This window comes from Sulfuricaulis sp., from assembly GCF_049587675.1.
Lineage (GTDB): Bacteria > Pseudomonadota > Gammaproteobacteria > Acidiferrobacterales > Sulfurifustaceae > Sulfuricaulis.
This window is the reverse complement of record NZ_JBAVEJ010000211.1, coordinates 1-24,842: the sequence shown is the minus strand read 5'-3', so window position 1 is coordinate 24,842 and position 24,842 is coordinate 1. Positions and strand designations below refer to the sequence as shown.

The 24,842-nt window shown below is 58.1% G+C and carries 21 protein-coding genes; 14 read left to right on the top strand and 7 right to left on the bottom strand.

Annotated features, from left to right (window positions below; genetic code table 11):
• The first annotated feature begins 138 nt into the window (after positions 1 to 138).
• Positions 139 to 522 (top strand): Co2+/Mg2+ efflux protein ApaG, encoded by a 384-nt coding sequence (apaG, locus tag WB402_RS10935; RefSeq protein WP_424207783.1) that lies wholly within the window; start codon positions 139 to 141, stop codon positions 520 to 522.
• 33 nt (positions 523 to 555) lie between these two features.
• On the opposite strand, the gene gyrB is transcribed toward apaG, so the two are convergent.
• The 3 genes from gyrB to dnaA all read right to left on the bottom strand — a co-directional run bounded on the left by gyrB (position 556) and on the right by dnaA (position 5,739).
• Positions 556 to 2,985, bottom strand: coding sequence for a DNA topoisomerase (ATP-hydrolyzing) subunit B (gene gyrB, locus WB402_RS10930; protein ID WP_424207781.1), 2,430 nt, complete (start codon positions 2,983 to 2,985; stop codon positions 556 to 558).
• Between the two features lie 85 nt (positions 2,986 to 3,070).
• Positions 3,071 to 4,183, bottom strand: coding sequence for a DNA polymerase III subunit beta (dnaN, locus tag WB402_RS10925; RefSeq protein ID WP_424207779.1), 1,113 nt, complete (start codon positions 4,181 to 4,183; stop codon positions 3,071 to 3,073).
• A 218-nt stretch (positions 4,184 to 4,401) separates the two neighbouring features.
• Positions 4,402 to 5,739 carry a chromosomal replication initiator protein DnaA gene (dnaA, locus tag WB402_RS10920; RefSeq protein WP_424207777.1) on the bottom strand — a complete coding sequence of 446 codons (1,338 nt, stop codon included), beginning with the start codon at positions 5,737 to 5,739 and terminating at the stop codon, positions 4,402 to 4,404.
• Between the two features lie 205 nt (positions 5,740 to 5,944).
• Between dnaA and rpmH the strand changes: the two genes are divergently transcribed.
• From rpmH to mnmE, 5 genes are read left to right on the top strand one after another with little or no spacing between them, the layout of a single operon-like run.
• Complete coding sequence (gene rpmH, locus WB402_RS10915; RefSeq protein WP_372523419.1) at positions 5,945 to 6,079, top strand: 50S ribosomal protein L34; 135 nt, start codon at positions 5,945 to 5,947, stop codon at positions 6,077 to 6,079.
• Positions 6,080 to 6,081: 2 nt separating this feature from the next.
• Entirely contained in the window at positions 6,082 to 6,450 is a 369-nt protein-coding gene (rnpA, locus tag WB402_RS10910) for a ribonuclease P protein component (protein WP_424207774.1), read from the top strand.
• Positions 6,432 to 6,683 carry a membrane protein insertion efficiency factor YidD gene (gene yidD, locus WB402_RS10905; protein ID WP_424207772.1) on the top strand — a complete coding sequence of 84 codons (252 nt, stop codon included), beginning with the start codon at positions 6,432 to 6,434 and terminating at the stop codon, positions 6,681 to 6,683. The genes rnpA and yidD overlap by 19 nt, the downstream gene beginning before the upstream one ends.
• The gene (yidC, locus tag WB402_RS10900; RefSeq protein WP_424207770.1) at positions 6,676 to 8,316 is read left to right on the top strand and encodes a membrane protein insertase YidC; all 1,641 of its coding nucleotides are present in this window, start codon (positions 6,676 to 6,678) and stop codon (positions 8,314 to 8,316) included. The genes yidD and yidC overlap by 8 nt, the downstream gene beginning before the upstream one ends.
• A gap of 17 nt (positions 8,317 to 8,333) precedes the next feature.
• Entirely contained in the window at positions 8,334 to 9,722 is a 1,389-nt protein-coding gene (gene mnmE, locus WB402_RS10895) for a tRNA uridine-5-carboxymethylaminomethyl(34) synthesis GTPase MnmE (RefSeq protein WP_424207768.1), read from the top strand.
• Here the strand turns inward: mnmE and WB402_RS10890 are convergent, their stop codons facing one another.
• From WB402_RS10890 to WB402_RS10880, 3 genes are read right to left on the bottom strand one after another with little or no spacing between them, the layout of a single operon-like run.
• The gene (locus WB402_RS10890) at positions 9,723 to 11,705 is read right to left on the bottom strand and encodes a transglutaminase TgpA family protein (protein ID WP_424207766.1); all 1,983 of its coding nucleotides are present in this window, start codon (positions 11,703 to 11,705) and stop codon (positions 9,723 to 9,725) included. It abuts the gene before it with no gap.
• Positions 11,702 to 12,619: a DUF58 domain-containing protein gene (locus WB402_RS10885; protein ID WP_424207764.1), complete on the bottom strand. Its 918-nt coding sequence runs from the start codon at positions 12,617 to 12,619 to the stop codon at positions 11,702 to 11,704. Before WB402_RS10885 ends, WB402_RS10890 begins: the two co-directional genes overlap by 4 nt.
• Positions 12,619 to 13,557: an AAA family ATPase gene (locus tag WB402_RS10880; protein WP_424207762.1), complete on the bottom strand. Its 939-nt coding sequence runs from the start codon at positions 13,555 to 13,557 to the stop codon at positions 12,619 to 12,621. The genes WB402_RS10885 and WB402_RS10880 overlap by 1 nt, the downstream gene beginning before the upstream one ends.
• Positions 13,558 to 13,881: 324 nt before the next feature.
• Between WB402_RS10880 and WB402_RS10875 the strand changes: the two genes are divergently transcribed.
• The 6 genes from WB402_RS10875 to WB402_RS10850 all read left to right on the top strand — a co-directional run bounded on the left by WB402_RS10875 (position 13,882) and on the right by WB402_RS10850 (position 22,589).
• Positions 13,882 to 16,005, top strand: coding sequence for a putative bifunctional diguanylate cyclase/phosphodiesterase (locus WB402_RS10875; protein WP_424207760.1), 2,124 nt, complete (start codon positions 13,882 to 13,884; stop codon positions 16,003 to 16,005).
• An 87-nt stretch (positions 16,006 to 16,092) separates the two neighbouring features.
• Positions 16,093 to 16,941, top strand: a complete 849-nt coding sequence (gene phnD, locus WB402_RS10870) for a phosphate/phosphite/phosphonate ABC transporter substrate-binding protein (protein ID WP_424207758.1) — start codon at positions 16,093 to 16,095, stop codon at positions 16,939 to 16,941.
• A gap of 6 nt (positions 16,942 to 16,947) precedes the next feature.
• Positions 16,948 to 19,434 (top strand): PAS domain S-box protein, encoded by a 2,487-nt coding sequence (locus WB402_RS10865; protein WP_424207756.1) that lies wholly within the window; start codon positions 16,948 to 16,950, stop codon positions 19,432 to 19,434.
• A gap of 4 nt (positions 19,435 to 19,438) precedes the next feature.
• Positions 19,439 to 19,897: a response regulator gene (locus WB402_RS10860; RefSeq protein ID WP_424207754.1), complete on the top strand. Its 459-nt coding sequence runs from the start codon at positions 19,439 to 19,441 to the stop codon at positions 19,895 to 19,897.
• 72 nt (positions 19,898 to 19,969) lie between these two features.
• Entirely contained in the window at positions 19,970 to 21,844 is a 1,875-nt protein-coding gene (gene mnmG, locus WB402_RS10855) for a tRNA uridine-5-carboxymethylaminomethyl(34) synthesis enzyme MnmG (protein WP_424207752.1), read from the top strand.
• 109 nt (positions 21,845 to 21,953) lie between these two features.
• A complete protein-coding gene (locus tag WB402_RS10850; protein ID WP_424207750.1) occupies positions 21,954 to 22,589 on the top strand; it encodes a hypothetical protein in 636 nt (211 codons plus the stop codon).
• Between the two features lie 23 nt (positions 22,590 to 22,612).
• Here the strand turns inward: WB402_RS10850 and WB402_RS10845 are convergent, their stop codons facing one another.
• The gene (locus WB402_RS10845; protein WP_424207748.1) at positions 22,613 to 23,128 is read right to left on the bottom strand and encodes a DUF2914 domain-containing protein; all 516 of its coding nucleotides are present in this window, start codon (positions 23,126 to 23,128) and stop codon (positions 22,613 to 22,615) included.
• 123 nt (positions 23,129 to 23,251) lie between these two features.
• Here WB402_RS10845 and rsmG point away from each other — a divergent pair, with 123 nt between their 5' ends.
• Entirely contained in the window at positions 23,252 to 23,875 is a 624-nt protein-coding gene (gene rsmG, locus WB402_RS10840) for a 16S rRNA (guanine(527)-N(7))-methyltransferase RsmG (RefSeq protein WP_424207746.1), read from the top strand.
• A 20-nt stretch (positions 23,876 to 23,895) separates the two neighbouring features.
• On the top strand, positions 23,896 to 24,672 hold the full coding sequence (locus WB402_RS10835; protein WP_424207744.1) for a ParA family protein: 777 nt from the start codon (positions 23,896 to 23,898) through the stop codon (positions 24,670 to 24,672).
• The last annotated feature ends 170 nt before the right edge of the window (positions 24,673 to 24,842 follow it).

Sequence of the window (24,842 nt, the reverse complement as noted above, 5' to 3'; positions counted from 1 at the left end):
CTGATATATACGGTTTTTACGACTTTGGTGATTTTGACTTGGCTGGCTTATCCGCCGCGGCGGAAACTTAAGTGATACCCAAGCGTCGTAAAGTGATGCAGAATTGTTTTTGCCTCCGACCTTAAAGTGAGAGGACACATGACCGCCAACGAAAAGCATCAGATACAGATTGACGTCAGGACGGTGTATCTTCCCGGCCAGTCAGCCCCGGACGATGACCGCTATGTGTTCGCCTATACCGTCACGATTACCAATTCAGGCTCGGTGCCGGCACGGCTCGTGACACGACATTGGATCATTACCGATGCCAATGAACGTACCCAAGAGGTACGCGGCGAGGGCGTGGTCGGTGAGCAACCCTATTTGCTGCCGGGCTCCAGTTTCCAATATACCAGCGGCACTATTCTGGAAACTCCGGTTGGCACGATGAAGGGTAGTTATCAGATGATCGCCGATGATGGCACCGCGTTTGATGCAGAAATACCATCTTTCACGCTGAGTATTCCGCGCACTCTGCACTGAGTCCTGTGCGCATAGCCAATAGCGATGGATTAATTAAACATCAAGATTGGAAACGTCCAGCGCGTTCTTTTCGATAAACTCACGGCGCGGCTCCACCTGGTCACCCATGAGCATGGTAAAGACCTCATCCGCGGCAACAGCATCATCGACGTTCACTTTAAGCAGGCGTCGCGCGCTCGTATCCATAGTGGTTTCCCACAGTTGCTCTGGATTCATCTCGCCCAGACCTTTGTAGCGCTGAATGGTCTGGCCGCGCCGCGCCTCGGCCATCAGCCATTCCAGCATGTCGTTGATGTTCATAACCTTCTGATTTTTGTCGGCGCGCTGGATCGTGGCCTCGGCGGTAAAAAATTTTTCCAGGCGCTCGCCCAGCGCTCGCATCGATGCATATTCGCCGGAGGAGACAAATTCAGCGTCGATCTTGGTGCGGGTAGCCGTGCCATGCTCATGCCGCAACACGCTCATTTCATGCAGATTATTGCGTGTCTCAATGCCTAAGGTCACTTCATAACGGCTTCGATGGCCGGCATCGGTGGACAAACGGCCCTGTAATTCCTGCACAAATTTCTCAGTCAGCTTTTTGTTCTTGAGTAGTTCAGCCGTAATGCGCGGCATGTAGATTAGACGACGCAGCGCTTCGGCGTCATAACGCCGTGACAGGCGCTTAATCGTCTGTTCCACGGCAAGATAGCTGCGGCAAAGATTGGCGAGCTCGGTTCCCTTCACTTCCTGACCACCCGCGGCAAACAGCACTGCATCGGTCAATGCAGCCTCAAGCAAGAATTCCTGCAATTCGTTTTCGTCCTTGAGATAGCGCTCCTGTTTACCCTGTTTGATTTTGAAGAGTGGCGGCTGGGCAATATAGACATGTCCACGACTAATCAATTCGCCCATTTGTCGGTAGAAAAAAGTCAGAAGCAGGGTCCTGATGTGTGAACCGTCGACGTCGGCATCTGTCATCAGGATTACACGATGATATCTTAACTTATTGATATCAAAGTCATTATTCCCAATCCCCGTCCCCAGGGCCGTGATCAGGGTTGCCACTTCGGTGGAAGACAGCATTTTGTCAAAGCGCGCGCGCTCGACATTCAGAATCTTGCCCTTGAGAGGAAGCACGGCTTGAAATTTGCGATCGCGCGCCTGTTTGGCAGATCCACCGGCGGAGTCACCCTCGACCAGATACAGCTCGCATTTGGCCGGATCACGTTCCTGGCAGTCGGCCAGCGTTCCCGGGAGACCGGCTACATCCATGATTCCCTTGCGCCGTGTCATTTCACGGGCGTTACGGGCCGCTTCGCGAGCTCGTGCCGCATCGACAATCTTGATGGCGATGGCGCGCGCGTCGGAAGGATTTTCCTCAAGAAATTCAGAGAGTTTATCGTTGATTATTGATTCAACAACCCCCTTCACCTCGGATGAGACCAGCTTATCCTTAGTTTGTGAGGAAAATTTGGGGTCAGGCACCTTCACGGAGAGCACGGCCGTTAAGCCTTCGCGTGCATCGTCTCCGCTGATTTCAACCTTTTCTTTCTTGGCCAAGCCTGTTTTTTCAATATATTGATTGAGTGTACGCGTCATGGCGGCTCGCAAACCGGCAAGATGAGTTCCGCCGTCACGCTGCGGGATATTGTTGGTAAAGCAGAAAATATTTTCCTGGTAGGAGTCATTCCATTGCATGCACAGCTCAACCGTGATGCGATCACGTTCGGCCGTGATCTGGATCGGCTTCGGATGCAACGGGTTTTTATTCCGGTTCAGGTGTTCGACAAATGCTGCGATACCGCCCTTATATTCGAATGTATCTTCCTTACCAGTCCGCTCGTCAACTAGCGAAATTTTGACCCCGGAATTCAAAAACGACAGCTCGCGTAGCCTTTTTGCCAGGATGTCATAATTGAATGTCGTATTGCTGAAAATTTTGCTGCTGGGCTTGAAACGGACATCTGTCCCTGTTTCGCTGCTCTCTCCAATTGCCTTAAGGGGTGCTTGCGGCACACCTAGCAGGTATTTCTGGTAATACACTTTGCCAGCGCGGCGTATCGTCAATTCAAGCAATTCGGATAGTGCGTTAACCACAGAGATACCCACACCGTGGAGGCCACCCGAAACTTTATAGGAATTCTGATCGAACTTTCCGCCGGCATGCAATACGGTCATTACTACTTCTGCTGCTGACCGTCCTTCGTCGGGAATTAAATCGGTTGGGATGCCGCGACCATTATCAGATACTGTTATCGAACTGTTCGCATGTATGGTCACTTTCACACGATTACAGAAACCCGCTAATGCTTCATCAATCGAGTTATCAACAGCCTCGAAAACCATGTGGTGCAGTCCGGTCCCATCATCGGTATCACCGATATACATGCCAGGGCGCTTACGGACAGCATCCAGCCCCTTAAGGACTTGGATGCTGCCTGAATCGTAAATGGACGGATTGTCCTTTTTTGACTGTGTCATTGAAGGTTGTGCGGTGACTGTTCCACGTGAAACCCATATTTTTGTGTGATACGTTCCACGTGGAACATGCTTGCGGGGGTCACAATTAGAGCCGCATCGGCATTATAACGTATTGGGGATAGCGCGCCTCGGGAGATGCGAGAGTGCAACTGCTATTGGGATCGTTGAGGCCAAAAACCACATACTCACTACACAGCGAAGAAATGGCTTCGATCATGTAATTCACATTAAAGCCTATTTCCATGGCTTCTCCTGAGTAGTCAACGCTCACTTCTTCTTGGGCTTCTTCCTGTTCCGGATTATGTGCCGTGATCTGTAATGATTTGTTGCTCAGGCTGAAGCGAACTCCGCGGTACTTCTCACTTGATAGTATAGCGACCCTTCCTAGGGTTTCACGAGTTGCCTCGCGCGGCAATTTCAGGAGCTTCGACTGGGAGTGTGGGATAACTTTTGTATAGTCGGGATACCGACCATCGATGAGTTTTGAAGTGAACACAAACCCGCTGGTTTGCGCACGGAAGTGATTAGTGCTGACTTGAATTTCAACCATGCCATCAGGGTCATCCAACAAACGCATCATCTCCTGAATGCCTTTGCGTGGCACAATGGCCTGTTTCTCGCTCTTGTTGGATTTCTCCAAGGGAATTTCGCTAATCGCCATTCGGTGACCATCGGTCGCAACAGCGCGCAACTTTTTGTCTACAAACTCGAGCAGCAAGCCGTTCAAGTAGTATCTGACATCCTGCTGAGCAATGCAAAAGTGGGTTTGCTCGAAAAGATTCTTAAGGCTCGCTTGAGATATAGTAAGTGCTTGCTCCCATTGTTGGGATTGTATATTGGGAAAATCAGCGACTGGTACGGTAGCAAGCGCGAAGCGACTCTTGCCGGACTTGATGGTGGCTTTCTCGCCTTCTTTCTCCCGCTTGATGGTGATTTCTGCGTCAGCAGGCAAGGCGCGGCAAATATCAAAAAGCTTTCTGGCAGGAAGCGCGATCTCTGCGCTGGCGTTATTCCCCTTGAGCCCCTTTATCCTTGCAACAACCTCTATCTCCAGGTCGGTGCCGGTTAGCGTTAGTTCTCCGTCCTGCAATTTCAGCAGTACGAAGGACAACACAGGAAGCGTTTGGCGACGTTCAACTACACCGGCGACATAACTCAACGGTTTGAGTAAATCCTCACGCGTGAGGTTGATCTGCATTTCAATAATTTACCTAGATAAAATTTAGATTGTTGTAACAAGCAAGGCCTGATTCTGTTAACAAACCACCTATATCACGGTCGTTCAGCGCGAAATGAAATGAACATCATGTGCGCAACAAGCCCAGTTCCTGTGAGTAAGGTCTGCAAGTTCTGAATGATACCGGCTCAGTGAAATTCTACAAACTACATGCACAGAGTTATCACCAGACTGCTAAATTATGTTGTCAAAAGCCGGATGAGGTTGCTGTAATCCTCGTTCATTCTGGAATCCTTAGCCTTTAGCTCCAAGACTTTCCGACAAGCATGCAGAACTGTTGTGTGGTCACGACCACCAAAAGCATCGCCAATTTCAGGCAAACTATGGTCCGTGAGCTCCTTGGCGAGCGCCATGGCTACCTGTCGCGGCCTTGTTACTTGGCGTGATCGGCTTTTCGAGTGCAAATCAGAAATACGGATTTTAAAATATTCCGCTACAGTTTTTTGAATGTTATTAACCGTGACTAAGCGTTCCTGGAATGAAATAAGGTCCTTCAGACTATCACTAACCAGGGAGACATCAATTTGCCGGCCGGTGAAATAAGCGCTAGCTAGAATTCGGCGCAACCCTCCTTCGAGTTCACGCACATTCGAACGTACACGCTTGGCAATAAAGAAAGCAACGTCCTCGTGCAAATCCACCCCTTCCTGCTTGGCTTTCTTAATCAGAATCGCAACTCGTGTTTCCAGTTCTGGCGGATCAATCGACACAATCAAACCCGAACCAAAGCGCGAGATCAGCCGTTCTTCAACCCCCATCAATTCCTTTGGGAAGCGATCGGCAGTGATGATAACTTGGCGCTTTGACTCTTGTAATGCATTGAAAGTATGGAACAATTCATCTTGGGAGCGCTCTTTGCCGATAAAAAACTGAATATCATCGATCAGCAGTGCATCAAGGTTACGGTAAAGTTTCTTGAAGTCGTTAATCGCGTTATGTTGCAAGGCCTTTACCATATCGGAAACAAAACGCTCGGAGTGAACGTATGCAACGTTCGCTTCGGGACGATGCTTGAGCATCAAATCGCCCGCCGCTTGCATCAAATGGGTCTTGCCTAAGCCAACGCCACCATAGATGAAAAGCGGGTTATAAGCCCCTCCGGGGTTTTCACCCACCTGCTTTGCAGCCGCGCGCGCGAGTTGGTTTGATTTGCCTTCGACATGTGTTTCAAAGGTGAATGTAGAATCGAGACGGCCGATGATAGACGGGGCCTTGGGTGATGGCGTTGGTTCTGCAGTTAACGCAGAGGTTCTGACGTTCGCTGTCACCTGCCGCGACTGGCTTCCAACCTCAACTTGCACCTTGAGGACGCCACCACTGTATTCGCCGATTAACTCAGCAATCCGATCGAAAAACCGTTCGCGCACCCAGTCCATGACAAAACGATTGGGGGCGAGCAATCTCAATACATTTGTATCCTGGACAGCATGCAGCGGACGCAACCAAGTATTGAATTGTTGCGCTGACAGCTCCTCTTCAAGCCTTTCCAGGCATTTCTTCCAGATAGGCGAGTGCATTTGTTTGGTTGATCCACAAACGGACAAAATTTGGGGAGCGGAAGTCTAGCCAGATAATCTGGAGTTATCCACAGGCATAATCGGCCCTTCGTATTTACAGCCAGTTAGAACAATTATGTATTGACAAACCTCGATACGAGGCAGTAAGTTTGCCGCCCTTTTGCAGCAACACCGTTGCCGCCGCTACCAATAGAAGAACCAACCGATGAAACGCACATATCAACCCAGCGTGATCAAGCGCAAGCGCACCCACGGATTCCGCGCCCGCATGAAGACAGTGGGCGGCCGTCGTATACTGGCTGCGCGCCGTGCCAAAGGCCGTCGCCGACTAGGCGTCTGAATTTGACGAGCGCCCGCTGCGGGCTGTCCAAGTCATACCGGCTGCTGAGGCCGGCAGAGTTCAAAGTGACCCTGAAGAGCAGCACGCGCTGGCGTGACGATTTTTTCGGTGTTTACGCGATCCCAAACCCTCACCCCTACGGGCGTTTAGGCATCGTCGTCTCGCGCAAGACTTCGCCGCGGGCCGTGGTGCGAAACCGCGTAAAACGCCAGATTCGCGAATCGTTCCGGTGCCAGAAGGAAAAATTCAGCGGGTTGGATATCGTAGTGGTGGCTGGTCCGCGTGCCGGAACGGCGCAGTTGATTTCATTACGTGCATCGTTACAGCAGATCTGGGATAAGGTCGAAAAACAGTGCAAAAAATCTTCATAGCTATCCTCCGCAGTTACCGCTACCTGTTAAGCCCTTGGCTGGGAAATCACTGCCGGTTCTATCCCAGCTGCTCCCATTACGCGATCGAATCCCTGGAAAACCATGGTGTTCTGCGGGGGCTGCGGTTAACGCTGCGACGCGTGTTGCGTTGCCATCCCTGGCACAGCGGAGGTTACGATCCGGTTCCTCCTGCCATCCAAACCAGCTCTGTCTCGGCACATAAACATGGATAACCAACGCCTGTTTCTTTTTTTTGGACTAGCCCTGGTGTTGATGCTGCTCTGGCAGGCATGGGAGCAGGAGAACGCACGCCCCCCCGATAGCACAACCGTTACGACCACACCCGCTACGCAACCAGGTGCGGTACCCGAGGTTCCCCGCACCCCTGCGGTGGCGACGGAGGCGGTCCCCGCCCCCAAGGCTACCGAGGCATTGTCACGCGGCTCGCGTATCGAGGTGCGTACTGACATGTTCGACGCTGTCATTGATACCCAAGGCGGCGACCTGCGCGGCTTGGCTCTGCGTCACTACCCGGTCTCGGCGGATAAGCCCGAGCAACCGTTCCCGTTGATGCAAGACGAAGGTAGCGAGCTGTTTATCGCTCAATCCGGGCTTATCGGACTCGAAGGCCAGTATCCGAATCATAAAACCCGCTACACCGCCGAGGCGGCGCGCTATTCGCTGGCAGACGGCCAGAACGATCTGCGCGTGCCGCTAATCTTCCGCGCGCCGGATGGCGTGCAATACACCAAGACCTACATTTTCCACCGTGGCAGCTATGTAGTCGACGTCGAGTTCGACGTGAAGAACGCGAGCCGCCACGAATGGTCCGGATATTTTTACGGCCAGTTCCAGCGCACACACACTCCTTCCGGTGGATTCATGAATGTAGCCCCGAGTTATACCGGCGGCGCTATTTACACGCCGGAGAACAAGTACGAAAAAATCCCCCTCGACAAGATGGCGGAGAAACCGCTGAAGCGCCAAGTCACCGGCGGCTGGGTGGCGATGTTGCAGCATTACTTCGTGGGTTCGTGGATGCTGCCCAAGGACGAGCGCAATGAATTCTACAGCGACGTGCTCGATAACACGCGCCACGTGCTCGGCTTCAAAAACACCAACCCGACAAAAATTGCGCCCGGTGGAGATGGACGGATCCGCGTCTCGATCTACGCCGGCCCCAAGGAACACAAGATTCTCAAGACGCTTCCCGAAGGCATGGACCTGACGGTGGACTACGGTTGGCTCACGGTTATCTCGGCTCCGCTGTTCTGGCTGTTGGCGGCAATCCACCGCCTGCTCGGCAACTGGGGCTGGGCGATCATCGTGCTCACGATCCTCATCAAGGCCGTGTTCTATCCGCTGTCGGCGACGAGTTACAAATCCATGGCGCACATGCGCAAGATGCAGCCCAAGATGGCAGCGCTCAAGGAGCGTTACGGCGACGATCGCCAGAAACTAAACCAGGCGATGATGGAGTTGTATAAAACCGAGAAGATCAATCCTCTCGGCGGCTGTCTGCCGATCCTGATTCAGATCCCCGTGTTCCTGGCGCTCTACTGGGTGCTGCTCGAAAGCGTCGAGATGCGCCAGGCGCCGTGGATCGGCTGGATCAAGGACCTTTCAGCGCAGGACCCGTATTACATACTGCCCATCATCATGGGTGTTTCGATGTTCGCGCAGCAGAAACTCAACCCCCAGCCTGTAGATCCGGTGCAGCAGAAGGTGTTCATGATCATGCCGTTCATGTTCACCGCCATGTTTCTGTTTTTTCCCTCAGGCCTGGTGCTGTACTGGACGGTAAATAACGTCCTGTCCATCGCGCAGCAGTGGCGGATCACGCGCATCGTCGAGGGCAAGAAGTAACGCCGCATCACGCTCGCGTGATTCCCGCTGACACCATTGCCGCCATCGCCACGCCGCCGGGACGCGGCGGCATCGGTATCGTGCGCCTCTCAGGTCCCGTCGCACGGCGTATTGCCGCGACCATGCTCGGCAAACTCCCGCCTCCTCGCTACGCCACCTTCGCCCACTTTCGCGACCGTACGGGCCAGCCTATCGATCAGGGCTTGGCGCTGTTCTTTCCAGCGCCGCATTCCTTTACCGGCGAGGACGTCCTCGAACTGCACGGCCACGGCGGCCCGGTGATACTCGACATGGTGCTCAGTCGCGCGTTGGAACTCGGGGCGCGCCCCGCGCGCCCCGGTGAATTTTCCGAGCGTGCCTTTTTAAACGGCAAGCTCGATCTGGCTCAGGCCGAGGCCGTGGCCGATCTGATCGAGGCCGGTTCGGAAACCGCCGCGCGCTCCGCGTTACGTTCACTCGAGGGCGAGTTTTCCCGGCGGGTGCATGCGCTCGTGGAGGGGCTTACACGTCTGCGCTTGTACGTTGAAGCCGCGATTGATTTTCCCGAAGAAGAAATTGATTTTTTGGCCAACAAACGCGTACTGCGGGAGCTCGATATGTTGGAGCGCGACATCGGGCAACTGTTTGACTCCACGCGCCAGGGTTGCCTACTGCACGACGGCATGACCGTGGTATTGGCCGGACCTCCGAACGCCGGCAAGTCGAGCCTGCTGAACGCGTTGGCCCAATCCGAAACCGCGATCGTCAGCCCGATTCCCGGCACCACGCGCGATGTGCTGCGCGAGCGCATTCACATTGACGGCATGCCGCTACACATCGTGGACACTGCCGGCCTGCGCGACGCGCGCGATGCGATCGAATCCGAAGGAATCCGCCGCGCGCGCGAACAGATGGAACGCGCCGATCGCGTGCTGCTGGTGTTGGATGACGCCGCCGGTGGCCGCCTGCCGGCGGAAGTTGAAAAATTTCTGCCGCCGAATTTGCCACGCAGCGTGATCCGCAACAAAATCGATTTAAGCCGCCGCGCGGCCGGGATTACAAATATATCGGGCAGCGTTGAAATCGCCTTGTCGGCGAAGACCGGCGCCGGGCTGGATACGTTGCGTCAGCATTTAAAAGAAAGCATGGGTTTTCAACCGGCGGGCGAAGGTACTTTCATTGCGCGCAGGCGGCATCTCGATGCTATCCGCCATGCGCAAGAACATCTGGTTCAGGGAAGAGCGCAGCTCAAGGAATCGCGCGCCGGGGAGAAGCGGTACAGGGATGTACCGATTGCGGACCTAAGGACGGAATTACTGGCGGAGGAACTGCGTCTGGCACAGCAGGCGCTGTCTGAAATTACCGGTGAGTTCACGCCCGACGATTTGCTGGGGCAGATATTTTCCAGCTTTTGTATTGGGAAGTAATCATACGCGGAACGCCGCGATTCTTTTTTTCAGCAATGTGAATTTATTATGATCAGCCGTCGCACGGCCGTAGCGCAGGTCTTCATAGAGACCGGTAATTTCCGATATGGAAGACGCTATGTCCGATCGTTTTCGTGCTGCACGTTCAGCAAATGCATGTGAACCTTCGTATGGTGCACGCTTGAGGCCCGCCCGCGCGAGCTTGCGGCAAAAGCGCAGATAAGCCGCCTGCGCCGGGTCGGCAGATTTTTTCGGGCGCCACAGCCATAGCGCATACACCAGCATGATTAGCAGCACACCGGTGGTCAGCAGGCCGGTCAAACGACCCCATGAAATATCGTCGAGACCCAGTGACGCAAGAAACCGTTCCTGGCGCACCTTGTCGTAGTCCACCACCCAGCGGTACCACGTCATGTTCGTCAGATCCCAATACCAGCGCGCATGACGCGCCACGTATTCAAACCAGTCCACCTCCATGGCACGCAGCACGGCATCCGCTGACAAGCTGCCGAGACTGATGCCTTGTTGTTCCAGGCGGCGCACGGCGTCCAAGCCGAGCTCGATGCGTTCGGGAGCCACCGCGCCGGTCGGGTCCACGCGCACCCAGCCGCGTTCCGCCGTCCAGATCTCCGCCCAGGCATGGGCATCGGATTGACGCACGATCAGATAATTCCCCGCCGTGTTGAGTTCGCCGCCGAGGTAGCCGACGACGACGCGGCTCGGGATGCCGGCCGCGCGCATGAGCGTTACGAATGCCGCAGCGAAATGCTCACAGAATCCGCGGTGGGTGGTGAACAGAAAGTCATCCATCGGATTATCGCCGAGCAACGGTGGGCTAAGCGTGTAAAAGAAACTCTCCCGGCGAAAGTAATCGAGCGCGGCTTGTGCCACCGACAAAGGATTTATATTTTCCCGGCGCCACTTTTCGGCTAGCGCCCGCGCGCGGGCGCTTATGTTCAACGGCAGCCGCAAGGTTTGTTCGCGTTCCGATGTTTTGAGCGCGCCGGTGTTGTAACGGATATAGGAGGTGAGCGTGTAGTTCAGGCGTTCGCGAATTGGCTCGCGATGCTCCAGGGTGAAGTCCGCCTGATAGCGGGCGCCTTTAGGCCGCGTCGCCGGCAGGTCGAGCGCCGGCATCCACGGCTTGTTGCTGGGTTCCAAGATCACGTCATAGCGCACCGGTTCGGCCAGCGGCACGAATGAATCCTTTCCGCCGGGTTGCGCGGTTCCGCGGCGCCAACTGCGTCCGTCGGTTTCCGTGAGCACCAGCCCGCGCCAGTAGAGTTCGCGCAGGGGTGGTGGTGTGCCGTCGAAGCTGACGCGGAAGGCAATTTCCGAGGATTCGCTGAGGTTCCGTATGCTGCCCGGCTGCATCACGTCCGGCATGCCGGTGAGTCCGCTGTAGGCATCCGCCGGCATCCCCCAGAGCGTGCCGCTGATGCGCGGGAACAGCAGATAGACAATCACCATGAGCGGCAGCGCCTTGGCGAGCATGACCCCCGAAAGCCGCAGACGCCGGGACATATTCATGCCCGCGGGCTGCATGAGATGCATCAGCGCCGCGGTGCATGCCGCCACCGCGACCAGCGCCCACGCGCCGAGCCACAACGATTGCGAATAAAGAAAGCTGCCGAGGATGACCAGATAGAATACCAGCAGGCTGACCACGAAGTCGCGCTGTGTCTTGAGTTCGAGGAACTTCAATCCCAGCAAGGTGATCAGCAGCGCGATGCCCGGGTCGCGACCCAGCAGCGTATGGTATTGCCGAAACACCGCCACGATGACGAGCAGCATCAGCGCCAGGCGCACGAGGCGACCCGGCCGATACCATTGAAAGGCCTCGTAGGCATAGCGCCACGCGGCACCGATGGCGAATACCGCGATAACCCACAGCGGCAGTTCCAGGGCGTGGGGCAGCACCGCGCAGGCGCCGGCGGCCAGCAGGCTGTGCAGTACCGGCCGGCTGGTATTGGCCGCGCTCATGATTTCTGCCCAAACAGCGCGAGTGCGCGCAGGCACTCGTGCTGGTGATATTCGCCATTCGCCGGTGCCAAGGTTTTTTCCGGCAGACGCAGACCATAGAGCATCCCGTCGCGTTCGGCATCCAGCACCCAGCGAGTGAGGACGGAGAGCCGCGTTTCCGTGTCCAGGTCTGGGAGCGTGTCCCAGTCGAGCCATATCGTGGGCTGATAACCGCCGCCGAATTGTTTGATGTACCAGCCTTCGCCGCGCGCCACCGCCTTCCAGTCCACGTGATGCGGCGAATCGCCGGGGTGGAACTCGCGCGTACCGATGTAATCATCGCCGCCGGCCCCGAGCCCGTGCATGGAGTCGAGCGTTTCCTGGTCGCGGGTCCGACGTGGCATGGAGTCCGCCGGGCGCGGATAAACCAGACAGGATTGCTCCAGCGCGACACGCCGTGACCAGGAATAGAGCAGGCCCAGCGGGAAGCGCGTGGTTACCGTCACCGGCGGTATCGCCAAATGACCGCGTTTTTTGGTAGGTATGGGCAGTTCGACATCGGCGGAATCCTGTGCGGAAATGTCCACGCTGGCGATTTCTTTTTTCTCGTGCAGTATCGTTACACCGAAGCGCGGCGTGTCGCTGTCGTTCGTCAGGTGTATCCGGAACACGGCGGTCTCGCCGGCGAATACCGGTGTACAGATTCCGGCGGCGAGGCGCAATCGAAAAAGGTTGCGATGGGTGTAAAGCATCGACACCACGGCGAGTGACCCGAGCAGGAACGTCAGCGCATATGCCAAGCCGTTTCCGTAATTGATCGCGGTCAGCAACTGCACCACGAGCAGCAAGGCAAACAGCAGCCCAAAGCGGGTCGGCAGCATGAACAGCTGTCGGCGCCCCAGGATTACCTCGCTGGGCGCGTGCGTGACAGACATCAGGGAATGGGCACGGACTCGAGGAGGCGCGCGACGGAAACGGCACGGCCATCGCCCGCGGGACGCAGGCGATGGCCAATCACGCTCGGCGCAACTTCTTGGACATCTTCCGGCAATACCATGTCGCGGCCATGGAGCATGGCCCAGGCACGGGCTGCGGCCAGCAGCGAAAGGCCGGCCCGGGGGGAAAGCCCTTCGGCGAATTCGCCGGCGCGACGCGTGGCATCGAGCAGGTTTTGTACGTAATCGAGCAATGGCTCGGCGACGTGCACGCGCGTAGCCAGTTGTTGCAGGCTCGCGAGCTTGTCGGCGCTGATGACGGGCTGAAGTGATTCGACCAGCTCGCGCCGGTCGCGGCCCTTGAGCAAGGCGCGTTCCGCCGCCCGATCCGGGTAGCCCATCTCGATGCGCATGAGAAAACGATCGAGTTGCGATTCGGGCAAGGGGAAGGTGCCGATCAAGTGATGCGGATTTTGCGTGGCGATGACAAAGAACGGCTCGGGCAGTTTGTGCGTCACACCGTCAGCGGTGACTTGGCGTTCTTCCATGGCCTCGAGCAGCGCGCTCTGGGTCTTGGGCGTGGCGCGGTTGATTTCGTCCGCGAGCACGAGTTGGGCAAACAGCGGTCCCGGATGGAAAACGAAATTCTTGCCCTCGGGCTGATAGATGGAAACGCCGAGTATATCGGCTGGCAGCAGGTCGGCGGTGAACTGGACGCGCTTGAACTGCAGCCCCAGGACCTTCGCGAGTACGTGCGCGAGGGTGGTTTTACCCACCCCCGGCAGGTCCTCGATCAGCAGATGACCACGCGCGAGCAGGCAGGCGAGCGACAGCCGCGCCTGGCGTTCTTTGCCGAGTACGATCTGGCCGATACGCAGGATAACGGCATCGAGCAGGTGACTGGCCGGGGGCGTCGCTTTTTCAGGGGCGATGGCCATAAATGCAGATTCAATCGGGTCGGAGTCCAAATATAGCCCAGTTCCCGGAAGGGCTGCTCAGGCCGGCAACCGCTGCCGAGGGTATATAACCACATTATTAATATGGTTTAATACAAATTGGCAGGCGTCTTGTTGCTGCCAAGGCATAGGTAATTCTGCGCTGCGCATACTGGTTTCGAGGTTTCGTGCGGAGTTTATGCTTAACTTGGTTAATAGTCAGTGATACATCTTGCGTCCCTGGCCAAGCCGTTAGGCAGCCTAAATGATGAGTAATCGGTTCACATAGATAGCGCTTTGTTGACGACGGTCAAATCCCCCGCCGCGATGACCACTGCTCCAAAGAAAAAAAAACGGGCCAAGCCGATCCCACGCGTTTCCGTACAGCGCGCGGCTTCGCTCAAGCGAGTGCTGGCTGCGACAATTCTCGAAAATACATCAGACACGGCCTTCGCCTTTTATTTCAATCATCGCGAAGGTGTCGCCAACCGGGGCTGTTGCGGCTACACCGGTGCCGAGATCGCGAGGGGTGGGCTGGATTTTCTGGTGAGCATCACGACCCCGGACATGCGCAAACGTCTGCAGCAGGCAGTGGAATACCTGCAGGCATCCGGCGAGCGCGTGATAAACCTGCCGCTCGAAATCATACCGAAACATGCCAGCCATCTGCGGCGCCATGTTCTGGCGATGCTCTCGCCTCTGTTCGACGGACGTCAACGTGTCGTGGGTCTGCAAGGCGTCTACCGTGACGACACCGAATTCCAGGCAACCGAGCGGGCGCTGAAAGACAGCGAATCGCGCTTTATGGATGTCGTGGAATCGGCGCACGATCTCGTGTGGGCCCAGGATCTCGAAGGCCACTGGACTTACCTGAACAGTGCGGCCAAATCCATCTACGGTAGTCAGCCCGACGAGCTGATCGGCAAACCGTTCGGTGATTTCGTCCACCCCGACTGCCTCGAGAACGATCTGCTGGTGTTTGAGCAACTGCTGAGAGGCAAGGAAGTGATGCACCATGAGACCGTGCACCTGCGCGCCGACGGCACCCAGCGCATCATGAGTTTCAATGCCAAGCCGCGCATGGACCGGAACTGGAACATCATCGGCACCATGGGAACGGCGCGCGACATCACCGAACAGAAGGAGCACCAGCGACAGCTGGAGCACTTCGCCAACTACGATGCCTTGACCGGGATTTACAACCGCCATCATTTCCAGGAAGAGCTTGAACGCGCCGTGGCCCACATCGGGCGCGGCCCGCTGCACAGTGGTTTGCTGTACATCGACCTCGATAATTTCAAGTACATCAATGATATTGTCGGCCATGCCGCGGGTGACAAGCTGCTGGTCGAGATTTCTGTCCTGTTACGCGATCGCTTGCGTCACGGTGACGTGCTGGCCCGATTCGGGGGCGATGAATTCACCGTGCTGTTGCAGGAGGTGGACCCGGAGCGGCTGCGGATCGCGGCGGAGTCCTATTGCCGCCTGCTCGCCGATCAGAGCTTCACCTATGAGAGCAAGACCTTCAATCTTTCGGCCAGCATTGGCGCTGCCTTGTTATCCGACCACGAGTCCACGCCCGGCGATTTCCTGGGCCATGCCGATATGGCCTGCACCCTGGCCAAGTCGCGCGGCCGCAACCAGTTTCATGTCTACGATCCAAGCGATGAATCCAAGGCGATCATGGTGGCGGACGTTGGCTGGGCGGGCCGCATCCGTCAGGCGATTGAGCGCGATGAATTCACGTTGTTCTATCAACCGATTGTGCAGGTGAGCGACCGAACCACGATGCACCACGAGGCGCTCCTGCGCCTGCGCAGCGGTCAGAAGGGAGACGAGCTGATTGGCCCCGGGGCGTTTCTCCCGGCGGCCGAACGCTTCGGTTTGATGCAGGCAATTGACCAATGGGTCATTACCCGCGTGATCGCCCAAGCCGGGGAGCTGATCAGGAACGGAGCAGGTCAGCACTTTGCCATCAATCTCTCCGGTAAAGCATTCGAGTACCGCACGCTTCTGCCGCTGATCTCCCGCAAGCTGCATGAACACAGCGTGCCGCCGTCGTTCCTCACCTTCGAAATCACCGAACAGGAGGCAATCTCGCACTTTCTGGACGCCAAGGTGTTCATCACCGAACTGAAGGCACTCGGCTGCCAGTTCGCGCTCGACGATTTCGGCTCGGGCTTCAGCTCCTACAGCTACCTCAAGGCGTTGCCGGTGGATTTCCTCAAAATCGATGGCAGCTTTGTGCGGAACCTCGCCAGTGACGCGGTCGACCAGGCACTGGTCAAATCCATGAACGAGGTGGCGCACGCGCTCGGCAAGAAGACCATCGCGGAGTTCGTCGAGGACGAACGTACGCTCACAATGCTGCGGGAATTCGGGGTGGATTATGCCCAGGGTTATCATCTGGGCCGGCCGGCACCCACGTTTGTTGCCAGTGAGGCGGCCTGACCCCAGCCGCTGCGCCCCGTCGTCCTTAATGATGGTTTGGCAAAGCGACGGGTCCCGGACCCACAGCCCGCCCCGAGGAGAGGAAACATGCATCGGATTAGCTCATGGCTGGTTGCGGCTTTATTGGCGTGCCTCGCGTCGCTAGCCGGCGCGGCGTCAACACAACCGCTGATCCTTGCGGTTCATCCCTATCTGCCTTCGGCGGAAATCATGACGCGCTTCACACCGCTTGCTGAGCATCTGGCGCATGTCACCGGCCGGCCCGTCACGGTGCGCGTCGGCCGCGACTACGAACATCACATCGACGCCATTGGCACGGGTAGCGTCGACATCGCATACATGGGGCCGGTGTCCTACGTGAAACTGGTGACCCGCCACGGCAACAAACCGCTGCTCGCGCGCCAGGAGGTTGGCGGACAGCCGTATCTGCGCGGTGTGATTATCGTACGCCAGGACAGCCCGTTGCTGACGCTGGCGGACCTGAAGGGCAAGCGCTTCGCCTACGGCGACCCCGACTCCACCATGAGCCACGTGATTCCTCAGCGCCTGCTGCAACAGGCGGGCGTCCCGGAGAGCGCTTTGGCCCACCACGCATTTCTGGGAGCGCACAAAAACGTGGCGCTCGCCGTGCTCGCGGGCGATTACGATGCCGGGGCGGTGAAGCAGGAGGTGTTTAAGGAGCTCGCGCCCAAGGGTTTGCGCGTGCTGGCCACGATGCCGCCGGTTGCCGATCATGTTTTTGTCGCCAGCGCCAAGCTTCCCGCCGCGCTGACCGACACGTTGCGACGTGCGCTATGGCAACTGAAGGACACCGCGGAAGGAAAAGTAATCATGAATGCCATACATGAGGACATGACCGCACTGGTACCCGCGCAGGACAAGGACTACGACAGCCTGCGCGCCATTGTGGGCAACACGGCTTCTGGCCCGCGCTGAACACTCATGAGAGCCACGCCACGCTTCGTCGCACATTGGCCCTGGTTCGCGTTGGCGACCGTGCTGCTGCTGTTGGGCACGGCATCGTGGATGAGCCTGCGTCAAAATTTCGATGAAGACCTGAAGCTTACGCGTGAGTCATCCGGGCGCGAGCTACATGTGCTTGCCGCGTTTATTTCGGTCGAATTGCAAGCCGGGCGGTACCAGGATATCGAACGTCTGCTGCGCGACTGGGGCAAGACGAATAGCAGCATCGCACACCTGCAGCTGGTTTCCGCCAACGGTTTCGTGCTGGCAACTTACCAGCGTCCGGGCAATGTCGAGCACGCTCTCACGCTAGAACAACCCATCAGCTATTCCTACCGGGGCGAAGCCACGCTGCGTTTGCGCATCGATCTCGCAGACGTGTACCGGCACCAGCAACGCCTGGCGACAGAGTTCGCTATCATTCTCGCCGTGGGGGCCATGCTACTTTCCCTGCTCGTATTCGTGGCGTTGCAACGCCAGCGCGAAGCGGCGCGCTTGCGACAGCGTACGCAGGAACTCGATGCCGCCACTCACGCGTTGGCGAAGAGCGAAGAACGCCTGAAGCTTGCGCTCGAGGCGTCCAGCGACGGGCTGTGGGACTGGGGCGTGCAAGCCAACACGGCGCATTTCAGCCCGCGGTGGAAGGCGATACTCGGCTATGCCGACGACGAATTGGCCGATTCCTTTGAAACCTGGTATCAGCGTCTGCACCCCGAGGATCAGCCGCGGGCGCGGGCGGCTCAGCAAGCACATTTCGACGATCCCGCGCGCGCCTACGAACCGGAATACCGCATGCGCCACAAAAACGGCGACTGGGTGTGGATTCAGTCGCGCGGGAAGGTGGTCGAGCGCGATGCGGCCGGCCGGCCGCGGCGCATGGTCGGCACCATCACCGACATCACGGCGCGCAAGCGCGCCCAGCAGGCGCTGGAACAAACCGAGCAGCGCTTTCGCGCGCTGCTGGAGAACTTGGAATTGATCGCTGTCATGCTGGATCACGAGGGCAACATCATCCTGTGCAACGATTTCCTGCTCAGGCTCACGGGTTGGCAACGCGAGGAGATATTGCACCGCAGCTGGTTCGATATTTTCCTGCCGCCCGACATCCGTGACCAAGTAAAAAAATCGGTTTTTCTGGAGATCATTGCTGCCGGTAGCGCTCCGATCTATTACGAGAACGAAATCATCACCCGCAGCGGCGAGCGGCGCTTGATTGCCTGGAACAATACCGTGTTTCGCGACCCGCGAGGCCAGGTCTTGAGCACGGCCAGCATCGGTGAAGACATCACGGAGCGCCGGCGGGTGGAGGAATTGAAAGAAGCCAGCGTCATGCAGTTGCACGCGATCGTTAATGCCTCGCCGGTGCCGCAGGCCTTGAACGACGAGCATCAGAACATCACCTTTCTGAACCCGGCCTTTACCGGGACTTTTGGTTATACCCGTGAGGATATCCCGACGCTCGCCGACTGGTGGCCCAAGGCCTACCCGGATCCTGAATACCGGCAGTGGGTGGCGGACACCTGGCAAGCCACGCTTGATAAAGCGCGACGGGATAACATGGCATTCACGCCCATCGAGCTCAACGTGCGGTCCAAGGACGGAACGGTGAAAACCGTTCTGGTGAGCGCTTCTCCCATTGGCAAGTCATTTGAGGGCGTCCACTTGGTGGTGTTGTATGACATCACCGAGCGCAAACACGCCGAAGCCGAGCGCGAGCGCTTGCTGGCCGAACTCACCGCGGCCAATGTCGAGATGGAAAATTTCGTCTACACCATCTCGCACGATCTCAAGAGCCCGCTCATCACCATTGGCGGTTTCGCCAGCCTGGTGGAAAAAGACATCGCCAAACTGGATGGCGAGGCAGCGGCCGACTCGATTGTTGAAATAAAAAAGGCCGTTGCAGACATGCAGGGCCTGATCGAGAATCTGCTGCAACTCGCGCGCCTCGGACACGTTGCCGGCGAGGCCCGAGAGGTGGATATCAATGCGCTGCTGGATGAGCTGCGGGCGCGTTGCGCCCGGCAAATCAAGCAGAAGCACGCCACGATACGCATTGCCCCTGACATCCCGCGGCTGTGGGTAGACCCGGTGCGCCTGGGCGAGGTATTGCAAAACCTGGTGGACAACGCCCTCAAGTACCACCGCCCCGGGGTACCGCCGGAGATTGAGATTGGCTGGCGTCACGAGGGGGAATGGTTCCGCCTGTACGTGCGCGACAACGGCATCGGCTTCAAGAAGGAGTACCAGGAGCGCATTTTCGAGCTGTTTCAGCGCCTCGACAGCCATACCGACGGAACCGGCGTCGGGCTGACGATTTCACGCCGGATCATCGAATCCCACGGAGGGCATCTCACCGCGGAATCCGAGCCCGGTCAAGGAAGCACCTTCTGGATAGCGCTGCCGGAATCCGTTATGGTTAAACAAGGCGCTCAGGTTTCTACCAGGGATATCCATTTGCAGGGATGAAGAGATGGACCAATCCGGCACACATAATAAACAACCGATCCGTATCCTGCTGGTGGAGGACAACGACGCGCACGTCAAGCTTATCCTGCGTGCTTTCAAGGAAGACCGGCTCGCCAACCCGGTCCATGTCGTGAGTGATGGCGAGCAGGCGCTCGATTACCTATACCGCCGCGGGGACTATCAGGATCCCATAAAAAGCCCGCGCCCGGACATGATCCTGCTCGATCTCAAGCTGCCCAAAATCGACGGACTCGAGATCCTGAAGACCGTGAAGGAAGACGTGAAGCTGAAAGACATTCCGGTGGTGGTCCTGACAAGCTCAACCGACCAGCGCGATGTGCATGAGGCCTACCGCCACTACGTCAACAGCTACATCGCCAAACCCGTCGACTTCGACAAGTTCCGCCAGGTGGTGCAGGAGCTGGATTACTACTGGACCATTTTCAATACCAAACCCTCCTGAAGCCATTGCGCGCATAGGCGGCTCCGTGCATCCTTGCTATGATGTCGCGCCCTCTAGCCAAGCCTTGATCCCATGCAGCATCCCGAAATCCATGACGTCATCGTGATCGGTGGCGGCCATGCCGGCACCGAAGCCGCCGCGGCTGCCGCGCGCCTGGGCGCGAAAACCCTGCTACTGACGCAGAACATTGAGACCATCGGCCAGATGTCCTGCAACCCGGCGATCGGCGGCATCGGCAAGGGACATCTGGTGAAGGAAATCGACGCCTTGGGCGGGATCATGGCGCGGGCCGCCGATCGCGCCGGAATCCAATTCCGCATTCTCAACGCTCGCAAGGGCCCGGCGGTGCGCGCCACGCGCGCGCAGGCGGACCGCGTGCTCTACAAGGCCGCGGTGCGCGCGTTTCTGGAAAACCAGAATGGCCTCACAATATTTCAGCAAAGCGTCGATGATCTGATCGTCGAAGGTGACCGCATCGCCGGTGTGGTGACGGCGATGGGCATTGAATTCCGCGCGCGCGCCGTGGTGCTGACCACCGGCACTTTTCTGGGCGGCCGGATTCATATCGGTCTTTCGAACTATCAGGGCGGACGCGCCGGCGATCCGCCGTCGAACGCGCTGGCCGCGCGCCTGCGTGAACTGCCATTCCGCGTCGGCCGCCTGAAGACCGGCACGCCGCCGCGCCTCGATGGACGCACGATCGATTACTCGACGCTCGCGGCACAGCCGGGCGACGAGCCGACACCGGTGTTTTCGTTCATGGGCTCGCGTGCCGAGCACCCGCGCCAAGTGTCATGCCACATCACCTACACGAACGAGCTCACGCATGAAATCATCCGCGCCGGTTTCGACCGCTCGCCGATGTACACCGGGGTGATCGAAGGCGTGGGCCCGCGTTACTGTCCCTCAGTCGAGGACAAGGTGATGCGTTTCGCCGACAAGGATCGACACCAGATCTTCGTCGAACCCGAAGGACTGAACACGCACGAGGTTTATCCGAACGGCATCTCCACCAGTCTGCCCTTCGACGTGCAATGGGACCTGGTGCGCTCGATCCAGGGTTTCGAGAACGCCGTCATCACGCGTCCCGGCTATGCCATCGAGTACGATTATTTCGATCCGCGCGACCTGAAACCGACGCTTGAAACCAAGGCGCTGCCGGGGCTGTTCTTCGCCGGCCAGATCAACGGCACCACCGGTTACGAAGAAGCGGCGGCGCAGGGCCTTATCGCCGGCATCAATGCCGCGCGCCAGGTGCAGGAAAAAGAATCGTGGTGGCCGCGGCGCGACCAGGCCTATCTTGGCGTGATGACCGACGACCTCATCACCCGCGGCGTCACCGAGCCCTACCGCATGTTCACCTCGCGCGCCGAATACCGGCTGTCACTGCGCGAGGACAACGCCGATTTGAGATTGACTGGGATCGGCCGGAGCCTCGGGCTCGTGGATGAATCACGCTGGACCCGTTTCAGCGAAAAGTCTGAAACGATATGTCGCGAACAGGAGCGGCTGAAGAAAACCTGGGTGCATCCGGAGTCGCTGCCCCAGGAAGATGCGCTCCGTGTCATCGGCCAGCCGCTCGCCCGTGCCGCCAGCCTGATGGAACTGCTGCGCCGATCGGAGGTTTCCTACGCGGCGCTTATGTCCCTGCCCGGTGCTGGCGCGGCGGCGGTCGATGCCGAGACGGCAGACCAGCTCGAAATTCAGGCCAAATACGCCGGCTATATCGAACGCCAGCAGGAGGAAATCGCGTTGCACCGGCACCACGAAGAGACGATACTGCCGCAGGATTTCGACTATCACCGTGTGCGCGGGCTCTCGGTCGAAGTGCGCCAGAAGCTGGTGTCGCACCGGCCTACCACCCTGGGTCAGGCCGGGCGCCTCTCGGGTGTGACACCCGCGGCAATTTCGTTACTGCTCGTGCATCTGCGCCGCTGGCGCGCCTAGCTGCCAGAGTGCCGGTGCGCACGTTGCAAATTCCTTCGCACCCGTTTCCAACGGCTAAAATGGTGAAGACGGTGGCGCAAGTCACCAGCGAAAACACAGGAGGCAACACGTGTCGATTTCCCCGGGCAGCACGCTGTACTACCTGATCCTGTTTCTCATCTTCGGTAATCTCTTCGCCTTTTTAATTGGTGTCCTGATGATCGCGGCACCGCAGCGCTTGGGAGATCTGTTAAAGATTTCCAATCGCTGGATTTCCACGCGCCGGATGACCAAGCCGCTCGCGATACCGCGCCAGGCTGATCGCACCATGCTGCGCTATCCTCGCGCACTCGGCGCGATCATGCTGGCGAGCGCCGCGCTGATCCTGATCAAGGGGACGATTTTCATCTCCGGGGTGAGTGTTGCGGACGGCGGCAGCTTGCTCGCGCTACTCTACAGCGGCGTGAAACTGTCGGCCGTTGTGTGGGAGGTCATTTGGGTCACCTTGATAATGATAATTCTGCTGGGCGCCATCCTGGCCATCGTGGTTGGTCTGATGTCGCTGTTTAAAGTCGGCAAGCTCAAGGATTGGTCCGAATCCGCCAACCGCTGGGTCTCTACGCGTCAGCTGACCAAGCCGCTCGATATGCCCCATTACCATCTGGATAAAATGGTCAGCGCCAAGCCACGTCTCTGGGGCGGCGTGATTACTGCCTTGGCGCTTTTCTCCAGCCTCGTGCTGTGGTGGTTTTTGCATGGCGCCTGAGGCGCGCCGTCTGCAAACCCCGGTTAGTTCGGCGCCGTTGAAACTGGCGCCGCGCCAGTTTTGGATTTCCTCATATACGTGAAGGTGTTCACGCTGAGCGTGCCGCCGGCGGCATCCACCACGGAAGCTTTCCATTCGCCGAGCATCGTGGGGTCGAGTTTTTTGCTCGTATACGCCCGCCAGCGCGATGAACCCACCTCATGTTTTTTTTCCAGCAAAATCTTGCCATTATATTCCCACCGATGCGTGATGGTTTGCCCGGCCATGCTGTGGATTTCCGTGAAATAGGTGATGCGGGTTATGTCGTTAGTGAGGACTGAAACGGTATCCACCGGCTCGAGATCTTTTACCTGGCGGGTGAACAGCGCGCGTGTGACACTGCCGGCAATCAGCACTGGCGCGCGCGCCAAGGCCGGGGCGGCTTCCGCGGCGGGACTGTACGTGGATTCCGGCGGGTTGTTCTCGGCGGCGTCGGAAATAGAAATCCACAAGACACTGAAAAAGAGTGCCGGGAACTTCGATATCATGGATGTGTTCATGCGAGGCCTGTCTTCTGCGAGCTTAGTCCAGCATTCGGGGCACGGATAGCGCCAAGGGGATGAAAGGCTTAAATTGCGTGACCAGGGCCGAAAATCAATGTTGAAAGCAAGTACCGGAGCCACATGACGCTAGAAAAACTGTTGCAGCAAGGCCTGCGCGAGATGGGGCTCGATCTCGCCGCCCCGGTACAGAAAAAACTGTTGAACTTCCTGGAACTCCTCGAGAAGTGGAACCGTGCCTACAATCTCACGGCGGTACGCGACCCGGAGCAAATGGTGCCACGGCACCTGCTCGACAGCCTGACGGTGCTGCCATACCTGCAAGGGCCTCGGGTGCTGGATATCGGCACGGGAGCCGGTTTGCCCGGAATCCCGCTGGCACTGGCCCGCCCGGATCTCGAATTTACCTTGCTCGACAGCAATGCCAAAAAGACACGCTTTGCCACACAGGCCTTGCATGAACTGGGCCTGAAAAACGTCGTTGTCCAGCAGGAACGCGTGGAGAAATTCCATCCGGAGACAAAATTCGATACGCTGATTGCTCGCGCGTTCGCGTCCATTCCTGATATGCTGGCCGCGAGTCGCCACCTGTGCGCGCCGCACGGCCGGTTCCTGGTCATGAAGGGCGTGTTTCCGCAGGAAGAGCTGGCGGCGGTTACCGACGGTTACCGATCGGAAGTGAAGTCACTGCGGATACCGGGCCTCGATGCCGCGCGGCATGTGGTCATCCTGGCGCCGACGAATTGACGGGAAGGAGCATCTGCCCGATGGGCAAGATCGTAGCAATCACCAATCAGAAAGGCGGTGTCGGCAAGACCACGACGAGCATCAACCTCGCCGCCTCGCTCGTCAGGACGCGCCGGCGCGTGATGCTGATCGACATCGATCCACAAGGAAACGCCACCATGGGCAGTGGCATCAATAAGGAAGAGCATCCCGTCACCACCTACGACGTGCTCCTCGGTTTGCAGCCGATCGAGGTTGCGCGGGTGCCGGTCGAGGCCGGTTACGACCTGGTGCCGGCCAACAGCCGGCTCTCGGGCGCCGAGGTGGAACTCATCGAGCTCGACCGGCGCGAGCGGCGTTTGCGCAGCGCGATCGAGAACGTACGCTCGCAGTACGATTATATTTTCATCGATTGTCCGCCGGCGCTGAACCTGCTCACGGTGAACGCGCTGGTCGCGGCGCAGTCGGTAATGATTCCAATGCAGTGCGAATACTATGCGCTCGAGGGGCTCACGGCGCTGCTTAACACCATCCGCAAGATCCGCGAAACGCTTAATCCGCAACTCGAAATCGAGGGGCTGTTGCGCACCATGTACGACCCGCGCAACAATCTTGACAACGAGGTCTCGGCGCAGCTGAAACAACATTTCGGCGATAAGCTTTACCGCACCATCATTCCGCGCAACATCCGGCTTGCCGAGGCGCCGTCGCATGGCAAACCCGTGATCGCCTATGACATGCAATCAAAAGGCGCGCAGGCCTATCTCGCCCTGGCTGGTGAGATGCTGCGCCGGGAACAGGAGGTCGCGGCGGCATGAGCAGGGAGATGGCGACCACGCAGCACGGAGCAGGGGCCCCTCTGGGGATGCGACCGCTGCGCGGGATGCAGGTGCCCCGCATGCGGTCGCTGGCGTCCCCTTCGCTGGCCGATCCCGCTGCGCGGGTCCCTCGGCCGACGCTCCGGGGCGCCCCCCACGAAGTGGGGATG

Coding starts and splice junctions, on each gene's coding strand:
- gyrB (WP_424207781.1), bottom strand. CDS start 2,985: ATGACACAGTCAAAAAAGGACAATCCGTCCATTTACGATTCAGGCAGC.
- yidC (WP_424207770.1), top strand. CDS start 6,676: ATGGATAACCAACGCCTGTTTCTTTTTTTTGGACTAGCCCTGGTGTTG.
- WB402_RS10865 (WP_424207756.1), top strand. CDS start 16,948: ATGAGAGCCACGCCACGCTTCGTCGCACATTGGCCCTGGTTCGCGTTG.
- WB402_RS10880 (WP_424207762.1), bottom strand. CDS start 13,557: ATGGCCATCGCCCCTGAAAAAGCGACGCCCCCGGCCAGTCACCTGCTC.
- rsmG (WP_424207746.1), top strand. CDS start 23,252: ATGACGCTAGAAAAACTGTTGCAGCAAGGCCTGCGCGAGATGGGGCTC.
- WB402_RS10890 (WP_424207766.1), bottom strand. CDS start 11,705: ATGAGCGCGGCCAATACCAGCCGGCCGGTACTGCACAGCCTGCTGGCC.
- WB402_RS10845 (WP_424207748.1), bottom strand. CDS start 23,128: ATGAACACATCCATGATATCGAAGTTCCCGGCACTCTTTTTCAGTGTC.
- apaG (WP_424207783.1), top strand. CDS start 139: ATGACCGCCAACGAAAAGCATCAGATACAGATTGACGTCAGGACGGTG.
- WB402_RS10875 (WP_424207760.1), top strand. CDS start 13,882: ATGACCACTGCTCCAAAGAAAAAAAAACGGGCCAAGCCGATCCCACGC.
- WB402_RS10835 (WP_424207744.1), top strand. CDS start 23,896: ATGGGCAAGATCGTAGCAATCACCAATCAGAAAGGCGGTGTCGGCAAG.
- phnD (WP_424207758.1), top strand. CDS start 16,093: ATGCATCGGATTAGCTCATGGCTGGTTGCGGCTTTATTGGCGTGCCTC.
- WB402_RS10860 (WP_424207754.1), top strand. CDS start 19,439: ATGGACCAATCCGGCACACATAATAAACAACCGATCCGTATCCTGCTG.
- rpmH (WP_372523419.1), top strand. CDS start 5,945: ATGAAACGCACATATCAACCCAGCGTGATCAAGCGCAAGCGCACCCAC.
- dnaA (WP_424207777.1), bottom strand. CDS start 5,739: ATGCACTCGCCTATCTGGAAGAAATGCCTGGAAAGGCTTGAAGAGGAG.
- mnmG (WP_424207752.1), top strand. CDS start 19,970: ATGCAGCATCCCGAAATCCATGACGTCATCGTGATCGGTGGCGGCCAT.
- WB402_RS10885 (WP_424207764.1), bottom strand. CDS start 12,619: ATGTCTGTCACGCACGCGCCCAGCGAGGTAATCCTGGGGCGCCGACAG.
- dnaN (WP_424207779.1), bottom strand. CDS start 4,183: ATGCAGATCAACCTCACGCGTGAGGATTTACTCAAACCGTTGAGTTAT.